This window comes from Paraburkholderia sp. A3BS-1L (assembly GCF_051125215.1).
Taxonomy (GTDB): Bacteria; Pseudomonadota; Gammaproteobacteria; order Burkholderiales; family Burkholderiaceae; genus Paraburkholderia.
In genome coordinates this window covers 195,897-209,280 of record NZ_CP120442.1, presented here as the reverse complement: position 1 = coordinate 209,280, position 13,384 = coordinate 195,897, and the positions used below count along the sequence as shown (strand labels likewise).

General features: G+C 57.5%; 9 protein-coding genes. 2 read left to right on the top strand and 7 right to left on the bottom strand.

The features are described from left to right. Positions 1–62 precede the first annotated feature (62 nt). Together metK and P5W99_RS00920 are read left to right on the top strand one after the other, a co-directional pair. Entirely contained in the window at positions 63–1,211 is a 1,149-nt protein-coding gene (gene metK / locus P5W99_RS00925) for a methionine adenosyltransferase (protein WP_434661529.1), read from the top strand. 99 nt (positions 1,212–1,310) lie between these two features. Beyond that, positions 1,311–2,297 (top strand): ADP-ribosylglycohydrolase family protein, encoded by a 987-nt coding sequence (locus P5W99_RS00920; RefSeq protein ID WP_434661527.1) that lies wholly within the window; start codon positions 1,311–1,313, stop codon positions 2,295–2,297. 244 nt (positions 2,298–2,541) lie between these two features. Here the strand turns inward: P5W99_RS00920 and P5W99_RS00915 are convergent, their stop codons facing one another. From P5W99_RS00915 to P5W99_RS00885, 7 genes are all read right to left on the bottom strand, one after another. Further along, positions 2,542–4,230, bottom strand: a complete 1,689-nt coding sequence (locus P5W99_RS00915) for a hypothetical protein (protein ID WP_434661525.1) — start codon at positions 4,228–4,230, stop codon at positions 2,542–2,544. A 25-nt stretch (positions 4,231–4,255) separates the two neighbouring features. Further along, entirely contained in the window at positions 4,256–7,378 is a 3,123-nt protein-coding gene (locus P5W99_RS00910) for an SNF2-related protein (protein WP_434661523.1), read from the bottom strand. 98 nt (positions 7,379–7,476) lie between these two features. Next, entirely contained in the window at positions 7,477–8,169 is a 693-nt protein-coding gene (locus P5W99_RS00905; RefSeq protein ID WP_434661521.1) for a tetratricopeptide repeat protein, read from the bottom strand. 11 nt (positions 8,170–8,180) lie between these two features. Beyond that, positions 8,181–9,113 carry a metallophosphoesterase gene (locus tag P5W99_RS00900; RefSeq protein ID WP_434661519.1) on the bottom strand — a complete coding sequence of 311 codons (933 nt, stop codon included), beginning with the start codon at positions 9,111–9,113 and terminating at the stop codon, positions 8,181–8,183. 311 nt (positions 9,114–9,424) lie between these two features. Next, on the bottom strand, positions 9,425–9,619 hold the full coding sequence (locus P5W99_RS00895) for a T3SS (YopN, CesT) and YbjN peptide-binding chaperone 1 (RefSeq protein ID WP_434661517.1): 195 nt from the start codon (positions 9,617–9,619) through the stop codon (positions 9,425–9,427). A gap of 258 nt (positions 9,620–9,877) precedes the next feature. Beyond that, entirely contained in the window at positions 9,878–10,999 is a 1,122-nt protein-coding gene (locus P5W99_RS00890) for an ankyrin repeat domain-containing protein (RefSeq protein ID WP_434661516.1), read from the bottom strand. A 268-nt stretch (positions 11,000–11,267) separates the two neighbouring features. Continuing rightward, positions 11,268–12,908, bottom strand: a complete 1,641-nt coding sequence (locus tag P5W99_RS00885; protein WP_434661514.1) for an AAA family ATPase — start codon at positions 12,906–12,908, stop codon at positions 11,268–11,270. Positions 12,909–13,384: the final 476 nt, after the last annotated feature.

Genomic DNA, 13,384 nt, shown 5'->3' with positions numbered 1-13,384 from the left:
GGGGATTTGATCCAGCTTGCCGCCCCCGACATCTCGTCATATGCGGCTAAACGGGAGACGTTATGTCCATTTACAACGGTCTGTTTTCGTCGGAGTCGGTATCGGAAGGCCATCCCGACAAGCTCGCCGATCGCATTTCCGATCGCATCCTCGACGCGTTCCTCGCCAGAGACCCGCAGGCGCGCGTCGCCTGCGAGACGCTGCTCGCGGACCAATGCGTGATCGTAGCCGGTGAATTCAAGACGAAGCACATCGACGACTTCCACGCGGTGCGGGAAAACGCGGCGTCCCTCGTGCGCGGTGTGCTGTGCGAGACCGGATACCGTGACGCGGCCACCGGCATCTCGCCCGACCAATGCGAGATCCAGATCCGCTTCAACGGCCAGTCGCAAGACATCAGCCAGGGAGTCGACCGCGCGGACGGCGTACTGGGAGCCGGCGACCAAGGACTGATGTTCGGCTACGCGACCGATGAGACGCCCGAGTTGATGCCTGCACCGATCGTCTACGCGCACCGGCTCGTTCGCCGTCAGGCCGAACTGCGAAAGACGGGCACGTTGCCATGGCTGCAGCCCGACGCAAAATCGCAGGTGACGTTCCGCTACGTCGACGGACGCCCGGTCGTCATCGAGGCGGTGGTTCTTTCGACGCAGCACGACGACGTCATCGATCTCGATGATCTCCGGGATGCTGTCCGGCAGTACATCATCGAGCCGGTGATTCCCGAAGCGTTGCGTTCGGATTCGCTGCGCACGCTGATCAACCCGACGGGACGTTTCGTGACCGGTGGCCCGAAGGGCGATGCCGGACTGACCGGCCGCAAGATCATCGTCGATACGTACGGGGGTGCCGCGCCGCATGGCGGCGGTGCGTTTTCGGGCAAGGATCCGTCCAAGGTGGACCGGTCTGCGGCGTATATGGCTCGCTTCCTCGCTCGCCAAGTCGTCGCGCGGGGCTGGGCGAGCCGCGCACTGGTTCAGCTGGCTTACGCGATAGGTGTCGCCGAGCCGGTCAGCTTCGTCGTGGAAACGTACGGGACTGCAAAAAGCGAGCGACGCGATATCGCCACGCAGCTCGCGCGCGAGTTCGACCTTCGTCCGCAAGGGATTATCGATACGCTTGACCTGCTGCGCCCGATCTACTATCCGACCGCCGCGTACGGGCACTTCGGACGCGACGATCTGAAGCTGCCGTGGGAGTCAGTAGTGTGACCTCCGAATTCGGCTCACTTGAGTCCCCCTTCCCGACTCGCACCGACATTGCTCGACGCGATCGGGAACGGTCTAATCCCACCTACGGGGAGAATTGACTTGTCCAATGAGAACAGCTTCGCAGGACTAGCGCAGCAATACAAAAACCACGCCGCGCTCGGCGGCCTTGTAGGCTTGCTGACCGGCGACGCGGTCGGCGTCTGTTACGAGTTTCGCCCGCCCGAAAGGCTTCCTGCGCGAGAGGCAATCGACATGATGCCGCCGGCTGGATTTCGCCGCTCGCACGCCGGTGTGCCGGTTGGCACCTGGTCTGACGATGGCGCACAGGCGTTATGCCTGCTTGCCAGCTTGATCGAGCGCGACAAGTTTTCGTTGCCCGACTTCGCGGAACGGCTCGTGCGATGGATGCGCAAAGGCTACATGGCCGTCGACGGCGATGTGTTCGACATTGGCGTGCAAACCGCTGAAGCGCTGCACAACCTCGTCGACGGCGTGCCGCCGCGCGAATCCGGCGGTGCGTCCGAGATGGATAACGGCAACGGTTCGCTAATGCGCGTGCTGCCGCTCGCGCTGTGGCATTTCGGAACCGACGGGGATCTGGTGCGTGACGCGCATCTGCAGTCGCTGCCGACTCATGCCTGTCCCCGCTCGCTTGTTGCATGCGCATTCTATTGTCTGGTGGCGAGGGGCTATCTGCGGAAAATCGCCGATCCGTGGATGTGGGCCGGTCAGCGATTGCAAGAAGTCTATGAAACGTGGCCTGACTGTCCGTCAAGACAGCAGCTTTCCGCCGAGCTTCGCCTGCTGCTACGCTTCCCCGCAACTGATCGCCCCAGAGGTACTGGGTACGTAATCGACACAATCTGGTCAGCAAGGCAAGCACTTGAGGACTCGTCGTTCGAGGAGGTGATTCGAAGCGCGATCTTGTTCGGTCACGATACGGACACGACGGCGGCGGTCGCCGGCGGTCTCGCTGGCATCCGCTTTGGCCTTGCCGGCATTCCGGAGCGCTGGCTCTCACAGCTGCGCGGGTACAGGCTAGTGGCACCGTTGCTTTCGCCGCTCTTGGTGCGCGCACCCTCATGACCAGCACTACATGATGCTTCGTTACGCGGAGGTGGCCGACCTGATCGAGCGCGCTCCAACAGCCATTCCCTAAAGCCGAAGGTAACGAAAGAGCTGATCCTCGGAGAGTCTGTGCTCTCCAACGGGCCCCATTGTCCGAGTGCAAAAATGTTCTTCACTGCGGCGGGCATGCGAGCGGTAACATTTTCCCGACACCCGCTTCAAGCAGGTGTCGGCCTTCCAGCTCCTCGTGGGATCGAACTTTTTAGTGCGGATAGAGATCGTCGCGATCGGGCCGCTCTATCGTCTTCCTGAGGATCGCTACGTCGTCCTCCACGTCTTTTGCCGGAACAATCAGACCAAGTGAAAAGGGATCCAATGCTAAGCCGCAGGCCACCGAAATTCGGTGGTACTCTTCGTTCGAGCCTGAAAAATTGGCCAAGCGAGGATGTGGAGGCAAGTGCATCAAATTAACCGCTCGCGCCAAATGCTGCCCGCCCGCCTTCACAGACGCCGAATACCCACTCACCGTTGCGCCGCCACCCGTTAGGAATGTTGGTAGGCCGTCTTGCCAAGCAGCGGATAGACGGTAGCGTATCTGCTTGGTCTTATACAAGACGCGCTCGACCATGCCACGCACCGCTACCCAGAAGATTTCATCACGTAGGCGAACCTGATCTTCCGATAGGCCGCTGAATTGAGCATATTCTTTTGCGTTGGGCACAGGCTGAAGTTCATCGGGAAGAATTGCGTTATCGGGAAGTGATGAGCCCACCAGTCTGTTCTGGTTAAGCATCTGTGTACCGAGCACTCGAACTTCAGGAACGAGAAAAGGAAAAACGGACTCCTCGTTTTTTTCATGAACGATGAAAGTCACGAGATCGAAGGTGCCACCCCCAACGTCGGCCAGAGCGTGAAGGCCCAGCTTTCGCTGCGGCGATTGAACGTAACTCGCAATTTGAGCTACGAATTCCGGCAACACCTGCAAATCGATCAGATCATCCGGCTCGGGGAGCTTTCCGGCCAAGGTCCCTTCTCGTGCTTGCTTCAGTTTTATATCCGTTCCTCCCAGACTCAGAGACCAGGCCAAAACTCCAAGTTTCTTGTAAGCATCCTTTATGCGCTCCGTCTCGAGGCCGTTACTCGGCGCCCCGATGTTTAGGAGCCAGCGAATATGGCCTGATCCGATCTTGCCTCCGTGGTGGTGATAAATCCATCCACGAACATAGCGAAGTATAAGCGCCACAAATACAGCAGCCGTCGCAATAGACTCACTGGACGCAGCTGGTTCGATAAACGGCTGTTTAAGACGCTGACGCACTCTCTCATAAGGTACGAGAGGTGCCTGACCAATATGGCAACTTCCGTCGTCCAACTCGCTGTATTCGGTTGGCAGAAGATATTCGTGTGGCGTCGCAGATATGCCTTCCCAGCTGACCGGAAGGATCTGGTCTCTAAGACCCACGGCGACCTTCGTATATGAGGTACCGAAATCGAGTCCGATCACGATATCCAGCGACCGGCTGCTTGGCAATTGAGCATACTGACTCCGCGCCCCAGCTGTAACCCAAGGTTCGGGCGACTTGTAGAACGATCGTCTTGTTAGCGTGCCGAGCTTGGGTTGATCAAGCCTCTCTGGAACGCCTTTCCTCTTTTTCGTATCAGCATTATTGGAAACCGTCGGTGTCTTTGCGTCCGTCCGCGTCGAAGCAGCCGTCCGAGCCGAGTCTTCCGACGTCTGTTGCGAAAGTACTGTGCTCGGCGACTTGCTTGCTGGTGTTTGCGGTGGCCGGGACTTGGCTTGAGCTTTGAGAGACTCGAGCCAGGCTGTCGCGTCAATATTTCTAATTCTTTTGGGTTTGGAATCCGCGCCGTGCTCGCGCCTTTCTTCCTTCGTTTTTGCAGTTGGCGACCGCCTCTTGATTTCGCGTAATGCGCTCTTCCAGTCGTTCATTGCGCTGCCCCCTTGTTCGGTCTTCTTATTCGACGCGAATCAGTCCAGCACATACCGGCGCATCGTCCGGTTGCATGCGTTCTTTGCGGCGGATCTGCTCTTGTTTCAGGCCCATAACGGCTCGAAGCCTATCAATGCGACCTTGCGTGGCCCGAACAAGTCCTTGCCTACTCAAAGATGCGTGCTGTGCTCGTACGCTCTCTAAGGTCTGAAGCCTTCGTTGCAAGTGTTGGTCGATTCCGCGAAGCTGAAACATTAGGCGATCGGCGTTCTCATCCCGCTTGCGGTTCTTCGCACGCTGATATGCATTTTCGAGGTGGATTTCTAACGCATCAAGGCAGGCGCTCGCCGCCTCCGCCGGCACGATATTGGGAGCCTCGAGCCAGTCCGATCCTTGCAGTCGAGCAAGGTTGATGAGCGCGTCAGCCTGATCGTCGCCCAGCGGCACGCGGTCGGCAAGTCCACACACGGCGGCCTGCAGCCACTCCTCATCGCGTACCCCGCTGAAGGTCCATCGCCGCAGCGCGAACATGTAGTCACCCGGCGGAGTATTCCCAGCATCTGACGCTGACACCCTTACCGAGACCAGCGGATAGAATGCCTCGTCTAGCTCTTTAAGGCGTTCACTCACAAAGCGAATAAGGGGATGAAATTGATGGATGCTCTCCCATGCCTTGCTGCTTGGACTGGTGACGTTGTTCAGAAAGCGGCATTGCCGTGTTAGTCCGTTGCCAAGCAACGTTTGCCCGACAATACCCTTTCGCCGACAAAAGTCATCCAAATCTGCCGCAGTACTTGCTGGCAGTCGAATCGAAAACTCGTAAGGGGTATCCAATTGCTGGAACTGATGCCCCGGTGCGTGATGATTCAGAAAGTCTTGGACATAAATGACTAGATCGCGCTCCGTTACTCGACGGGCGAGCTCCTGGGCAGCGGCGATGCGCTCTAACACCAGACCGCCGTGTGCCATCATCTGGGATGCGTTCCTCTCGAGTTCATCCTGCCGCTCGCGCACGTTCTCTAGCGCTTGAGCTGCGCGTTGAATTTCCTCCTCTTCTTGCGCTGGAGTCAGCCGGCTGGTCAGTAGCCTCGACTCCAACCGCTTGATGGTTTCACCGATAATTGGCTCCGGCTCGCCGAGGGCTTGCTCGAATACTCGCAGGCGCGCCAGCAATCGGCTGAAAATCCGCTCGTCAATCGTTTCCTGATAGAAAAGATTCCAGATGTGGATCACTTGGGCCTTTTGTCCCAAGCGGTCAATACGACCAATCCTCTGCTCCACGCGCATGGGATTCCATGGCAGATCGTAGTTTACTAACAAGCGGCAGAACTGCAGGTCAACACCCTCGGAAGCCACCTCTGTCGCAACTAGAACGCGGAGGTCCGGGCACTCGCGGAACTCGTTGATTATGTCCTGTTTTGATTCCGCCATATTGCCCCACAGCAGCCTGCTGGGCATATCGAGCGAAGACAGGCGCTCACTCAAATACCGCGCAGTCACTCGGAACGAAGTAAAAAGTATCACCTTCTCACTGGGGTTCTCGGCGAAATAATTTTCCAGCACAGTGACAAGGCGCTGCAACTTGGAATCCGTTCGCTCAAGGGCGCCCACGTCCAAATCGCGCGGCCGTTGAGCCACCAGGAATTCCTTGAGGGAGAGGCTGATTTCCTCCAGCTCTCCTTCCTCGTCTGTCTCCTCGTATTCCTCTGCGACCTGGTCTGCCAGGTCTTCGATCATGGAACTGTCGCCACCTAGCCAGGCACGGGCAAAGGCTGCCGGACAGCTGCAAACCTGCCGTTGAGGCGTCGCCAATAAGAACCCATCAGAAATGCCACGTTGCCACGCATATTCACGAGTTACCCGCGTCACGTACGTGTAGAAGGCATCCTCGACCGGCGTCATGGGTACTTTTTCCGCGTGGACCTTGCGCAGTGGACGCTCCAATTGAACGTCACGCTTGCGTGTGCGTGTAATCACATGCCCAAGCAAATTGATTCGCTCAAAGTTCGCGGCAAGTTCGGCACGATAGTCGGATTTAGTCAGAAGGTCGTCGGTAGGTGGGTTTTCTAATAGTGTCGCTAACTGACGAGAGTTACGCAGCAAGTCGCTGTCGGCAGCCTGTCGGATGTACCCAACGACTGTCGCTGCGCTCGAAGCCGGGTTGAGTGCGGCATCGCGGGCCGCTACCAAAGGCTGATTGGCCTCCAATAACTCCTGGAAGTTTGAAGGATATTGAAAGTGATCCGGGTCACACAACTGTAGCAGATGGAACAAATCATCGTTATGCAGATTGATCGGCGTCGCCGACAGGAGAACTCGCTGATGTGAAACTTTCTGCAGCATTTCCCCTAAGTGATGTACTGCACTCTCTGGGTTGCGCATGTAATGCGCTTCATCAAAGACCACGAGATCCACCAGTGGCTCTTCCTCCCCACGCTCATCCAGCAAATTTGCCAGAATTAGTCGTCCAGAAGCTTTTCTGGCAGCGGACTCAGTGCCAGGGCGCCAGCCTTTTGGTGGCCGCAGCGCTTGATAACTTGCTATCCAGGCTTTGGCAGCCCCCGAGCTAGAAGCATGCGCTAGCTCATCCGCCAATGCCCTTGCATCGACGATAGCCGCGTCGATGCCGAATCGAAGCTTCAGTTCATCACGCCACTTTTCACGGAGCACTGCCGGACAAACGATCAGTAGGCGGCGCATGTCTTCGCGCGCGCGCAGTTCTGTCCAAATAATCCCTGCTTCAATCGTTTTGCCAAGACCAACTTCGTCAGCTATCAACAAGCCATCGGCCGGTGATTCAAGCAAGGTTAACAACGGCTTGTACTGGTGGGGATAGAAATCGGTATTGGTCACGCCCATCGAATACACGAGATTTGCCAGGCGACCGGAAAGGTGCACATGCGTCAAACTACGGCGCAAATCCTCCGAACGCCCATAGCGACCTGTTTCGATCAGCTCGAATCGATCCTTCGAGGCGATTACACAAACCCCTTCCAGTTGGTCTTCGGCAACATAATCGAGAGAGCCATCTTGCCAACGCACTCCGTGGTAGTGCACGTTTCCCCGGTTGCGAATTTGCCCGGTGGTCGTTCCGATCTTGCCGGGATTATCGATACGCCGGACGTCCGTCCCACGTTCCCACGTCATCCGAACGCACCCTGAAGTAGTTACTTTGACTGAATTTTGCATGCCAGAAGTTACCGCGTCTTATAGAGAATTCCGGTTAGTAAGTAATAACTTCCAACTCAGGCCTTTGCGAGTATCTTTGCTTGTCCCTCGGCCCACTCTTTTACGAGGGCTTTGGCGCGCCGCTTCCCCGCTGCCGGCTCAAACGTCGCCAAGAACTGCTCCATATCGTCCACCTCTTCCTTGGCATCAGCGTCGTTATCACGGCTACCATGCGCCTTGGCCCATTCGAGCCAAGCGAGCACCAGTACGGAATCCTTCTCAACGCCCAGCCCGCGGTGAAACATTTTCGCCAAGCACAATGCCGCCACAACGCTGCCTGACAGCGCAGCCTTCTCAATCTCTTGTCGGTAATCGCGCAGATAACCAAGGGATAGTTCGTCGCCCGCCAAGGCCGCGATGGTGTGAAATTCGGCGGCAGCCGCGACATTCTGGGGGACGCCGCGCCCTAAGCGATACAAACTGCCAAGCTCCCGAACCGCTTCTGTATATCCCTGTTCAGCGGATCGCATGAGCCATTGCGAGGCCTCCGCGTCACTCTGCTCCACACCTTCACCCTGCAGCCAGCACATCGCGAGCCGGAATTGCGCCGAGGGTTCACCGGCCGTCGCCGCCGCACGGTACCAGCGCAGCGCTTCGACAATGTTTTTGTCGACCCCATCACCCGTTCGGTACGCTTCCGCCAGTGCAAATTGCGCCTTCGGGTCGCCGTGACTTGCCCGAGCGAATTCGGCTTGGATTTTTGGAGACATCAAGCCCCCTATTAGTTGGAGCAAACAAAATGGCCCGCATCCAGTTCGGTCTCCCCCTCCCAGCGGTACGCAACGAGTGGCCCGCCCTTGCCAGCACTGTAATCGACACAGGCGACCGTGGACGATTGAAGCTTCGGCGTGCCGGTCAACCAATAGTGACCAAAAAACACCGGTTTGTCGGCCGTGTAGCCCGGAATCGATCCTTTGGGAATTGGCATGTCGGGGAGCCTCGCGCGCGCCTCAGCATCAATCATGGCCGCCGCTTTATACGTCGTCGCACTCGCATCCCACCAGCGCAAGCGCACCCGCCGACGCTTGATCTCGTCTTTGTCGAGAAACACGTGGCCGTTGGGTAGATCGATTTCGAGTCCCTTGGTGAGGCCCTCGATCGTACGAAACTCCATCGAACATTCCCGGCTTGCAGCGACCATCAGCGACTCATCAAGCGTGTGGCCCGGCTTGAGGCGCGGCGCGACTTCTGCCATATAGCCGTGATGCCAGCATGCATGCACCACGCGCAGCCCAGGCAAGTCGAGCCAAAGGGGAAGCGTCAGAAACCAGTCGATGAAATGTTTGTGCAACCGAGGCCTTGATTTCACTTCTTCGAGGAAGGCTCTATGCTGGTGGAAGTTCTTCGCTCCGAGCTCTCCTTGGTGCGTACGCAGAAAATCACCATGGGCGGAAGGATCTGACAGAGACCACGCAATGGCGTTGAATTCGTGATTGCCCATCACCGCCAGTGCATTCCCTGCGTCGATCATGCGACGGACCAACTTGATTGTTTCTACTTGGTGCGGTCCGCGGTCAATGAAGTCACCGACAAAAATCGCTTGGCGTCCAGCCTGCCACCAGGCGCGTTTGCGCTCTCGGTAGCCAAGTTTCTCCAGCAAAGCCCGGAGTTTGCCAACTTGGCCGTGGATATCCCCGATGATGTCGTAGTTCACACGCCCCCCGTATTGTCGTTGTCGTACGTTTGGAACCACCACAGACCAACCTAGCAAATGTGCGTGGAAGTTATCCTCCACGTATACCCTAGCCTTCCATCGCCGCCCCGCACCGTCCCTGCCCCGGGAGCGACTGCTCAAGCCGCGCGGGATGGCCACAGGCGTTTCGGCCACGACAAGTCGGGTCTTGGGCTCGCTCCGGTCCGGGAGCTGCTCCAGGACGACATCAGGCAGCCACAAGACATCAGTCGCCTCACCTTGGTCACGGAGACCCCTGCGCGTGAGGCTAAAACTCCGTCCTCGGAACGAACTCAATGTCTTGTTGAACTGGGTGTTGACTCAACTAATGCTCTTCGCCCACCAAACTCTCTCTGCAGCAGCGCGCCCATACTGTCTGCTACCGCACAAAAGTGACCGAGTGCCTGGACGACATGGGCGGGCACGAATGGCTCAGCGGATATCTCAGCGAAACCATAAATCGTCTTATTTCGAAAAACGAAGCGCACAAGCGCCTCATTGGCATTGGCGATCGCTCGACAAGAGCGCCTTTCGCTGGCGCTTGAAGGACGAGCCCGATCTGATCGAGCTCAAGGGGGAGTTTCTACGCGGCGCCCAGCGACCAGCGCAGTTGCACCGGGCGGCTGATGGGATCCGCTCTTGATCTTTGTCACCTTCGGGCTGCGCTCTTTATCCCAGTCGGCGCCGCTCATCCGCGCGGTGTGGCTATGCCCGCAAGTGCACGCTGGCTGCTGCCCTAGGAGAAGTCACGGAGAGCGATGCTGTAGCATCAGTACGCCCGTCGGTGAAAAATGGTAACTGTACAGGCGTCGAAACTCACTCATAGCTGCAGCTTCCACCATAGCGCTTTCGAGGAAAGAGATAATTTCCTGGTTGACGTCCTTCTCGCTCGCCTTGGCGGCGGCCATAGCGTGGGCCAACGCAGTGCGCCGTCGTTGGTCTTGAGCAAATACATCAGCGCCATGCTCGACTAGTGCCTTCACGATCTGAAAGTTCCCTCGTTTCGCCCCAAACACCCCTGCTCCTCTTGTGGCGCGCATCAGCGGCGTGACTCCGGCATAATCCGCAATGCTCACAGCGCGCGAAAGAACAGTAATTATCTTTTGCTTCCAGCTGGCGTCCCTGAACACTATGGCCGAAAGAAGAGCGGTTCGTCCGGATCGGTCTTGATGGTCGACGCGGACGTGATTCTCGATTAACCATTCACACATCTCAATTCTTTGACTGTTGGCCGCCGGAAACAGCAACGATTCGCCGTCCTTGAAGACGTCGCTTGGTGCGACTCCTTCGGAAGCACACAGACGTTGAAGCTCCGAGATATCGCCACGTCCCGCTGCGTCGAACATGCGATTAGTCGGCGTGATCGAAGGTGGTTCTTGGATCACGCTCTCAACATCGGATTCCGCCTGCCCCCTCTCGGGCTCCTCTCCCCACTCATCTTCGAGAACATTCTTTGTTTCGGCATCGTCGACACCCCAGGTCACAGCATCGACGGGCCGCCACACCTTCCCATCTTCGATGTGGAACTCAGGCAGCCCCTGCGACGGGCGAATGTAGTCGCTCAGCTTAACCTTCACCCCCGGAATGTTTTGGAATTCTTGATGGATCGGCCTGAGCAAGGACTCCGGCCCATCAACACCGATGAAGGCCGACCATGAAAGGACGCGAAAATTGACACTCTGACCTTGATAGACATAGATCGTCGCGCGTAGCTCCGGGGATATGGCGGCAATCGGTCGAAGCGACGCCACGACCGTGTCAGAGTATCCCGAAAGGTTCTTCGGGATGCTGTCCATATCCAGTTCGACGGTGGGGATCGGCTCGCGTGACCGCGAGAAGTGAAGGTCCTTGCTCTGGCGTTCGATCATTTGAATTACCCGTTCGTATCAGTGTTTTGATTTGCGACAAAGGGTTTCGGCGCAACTCTAGTCTCTATGCAAGATACCGGATATTTACTTTCAGTCCGCATAGCTCCTTCACGGCACCTATCAAGTGAACGTGCGAACACCGGTCGCGCCGGTAAGCGCAGCCCCGACTAACGCTCCGCCGATTTTGATGCCGCCTGCGTCCAACTATCTTCGGGTATGGGCACAGCTCAACGGCTCTCAGCAAGAGCCTCGTCGGTCTTAGCATCGCTTAATCATTCTTGCCGCCTTCGACGGTCAAGCGTTGCTCCAACGTGTGTGCTGCCGTTTCAGTGCTCACCACTTCGACGTGCATTCGCGCCCTGGTCAACGCGACAAACAGCAGACGCGGCCATAACGTATCCGCCTCATCGAAATCGACCTCGGTCAAGACGATTGCTGGCGCCGATTGTCCTTTGAACCGCCGAACCGTTTCGATCCGTAGTTCCCCATCGGACCAGATGGGCTGGCCGCGATCGTCGTAAGCTCCCGCGAATTTCGCAAGCCGCCAGTCGGCCAGTACCGCTTCCCGCAGCAGCGCCGAGTGCTCGCGCCCGCGCCAGCACAACACAAGGATGTCCTGAAGCGCGTAACCTTGACTCAGGCACCGGCGGACAGCGTCCGCGGTCGCACGCGCAAGGCTGCTGCCTTTCGTTGAGTCGTACAGCGTGAACTCAGGTGGCACCCCAGCCAGTGGCGCACAGGAGACGATCGGCTCATTCGTCAATCGAAATAAGTTGATTGTGTTCGCAATCTTGCGGGGGCTTCTATAGTTTTCCCGTGCCGTAATGAGCACAGCGTCCTCAATTTCGATTGGGACGCGATCGGGATAGACGCACTGTTCAGGGTCGTCCAGCAGATAAATCTGTCCTTTGTCACGCACGCGCGCGCTTAGTGTTTGCACCCATTCGGCATGCATGTCCTGCAGCTCATCGATCACCAGCAGGTCAAGATCCGGGTTGGCCCGGAGCGCACTGTCGCGGTAACTTCTCACGAGTTCCTCAAAGTTGCGGGGAGCAACAGGTCGCCCCGCCGCCTCCCAGCATAACTGGTGGAAGCTCTTCACCTCGACTCCAGACGGAGCGATTTCGCGCATCTGATCCGCCAGTGGTCGGTTGAAACAAACGTACGACGCTGTCTCTTGAGCTACACGAGCCCGCCGCAACAGACCAAGTGCCAGTTGCGTTTTTCCCGATCCTGCTGTCGCCTGAACATGAATGACGCCACTTGGCGCTCGAACGCGTGGCACCCAGCTCGCCAATCCGCCAGCGATTGCATCGACTCTTCGCTGCAAAGTCCCATCCATCGCCGAGATGTCAGGCTGAACGCACATGCGATCGAGCAAAAAAGCACAAACTCGTTCCTTCATCGGGTCGGGCCGGCCTGCACCGAGCCGATGCTGTATGAACCATGCGAGGTCCTTGCAGTCGTCCGCGTCTGCTATCCGCTCGCGCGGATAGCCAATCGTTCCCTCGCTCCCGACCCTGTGGTGCGGCAACACCAGGCAATGCAGCAGGCGAACATTGAGTCCTTCCGCCTTCAGCCTTTGCAAGATCGAGCCGAATTGCCAACTTGCCTGCCGGCCAATGTCTTTAAGCTGCCCACCATATTGCTTGAAGACGTCGCCACCGTGGATCTCGACCTCGCCTGCCTTGACCTCCAATACAGCGATGTCACCGGCGTTGTTAATCACCACGACGTCGAGTTCGCCATGGCTATCCTTGTGCTGCTCCGCACGAGTCCAATCGACGCTATGAAAAAGCTCATAATCCTCGGGGAGCCCGCCAGCAAGCAGTGCGAGAACTTCGAGCTCGGCATGCTCGCCTGCCGACAGCGCTCTTATCTCGGAAATCGGCGGATGGACTCTAGCCATAACCTGTCTACTCCATTACTGCAGCACCAATCCCGCTCAACTGGTCGACGCCATCCATACGAGGCGGCTTACCGGCTGGTTACGAACGCTACCGTCGAGCATTCAACGCTCGCCACATTTACTGTCACGCAACGCACGCCAGTAAAGATAGATTACAAGGTTAACTAACAGAAACCTTATCGCTTGGTGGGGTTGGCCACCAACGGAAAGCCTAGCCAGGACGAAACTCAGCGTGGTCCCGGGATCGTTATCGAACGACAGCCAGCGAATGAAACGGTCACAAAAGCAAACTGGGAACCGTCAAATGACGGGCACGGATCGGTTTATGCAATTCGCATCAGTCACCGATCGGTCATGAGCGGACCGTCAAATGGATTGCCAATCGACCACTTCGGATTATGATCTTATCCGAAGCGAAGCAGTTCGAACGGCGGAATCAAGCAACAAACAGGCGCTGATGGCGATAAGCGCGAGAC

Coding starts and splice junctions, on each gene's coding strand:
- metK (WP_434661529.1), top strand. CDS start 63: ATGTCCATTTACAACGGTCTGTTTTCGTCGGAGTCGGTATCGGAAGGC.
- P5W99_RS00915 (WP_434661525.1), bottom strand. CDS start 4,230: ATGAACGACTGGAAGAGCGCATTACGCGAAATCAAGAGGCGGTCGCCA.
- P5W99_RS00910 (WP_434661523.1), bottom strand. CDS start 7,378: ATGACGTGGGAACGTGGGACGGACGTCCGGCGTATCGATAATCCCGGC.
- P5W99_RS00905 (WP_434661521.1), bottom strand. CDS start 8,169: ATGTCTCCAAAAATCCAAGCCGAATTCGCTCGGGCAAGTCACGGCGAC.
- P5W99_RS00890 (WP_434661516.1), bottom strand. CDS start 10,999: ATGATCGAACGCCAGAGCAAGGACCTTCACTTCTCGCGGTCACGCGAG.
- P5W99_RS00885 (WP_434661514.1), bottom strand. CDS start 12,908: ATGGCTAGAGTCCATCCGCCGATTTCCGAGATAAGAGCGCTGTCGGCA.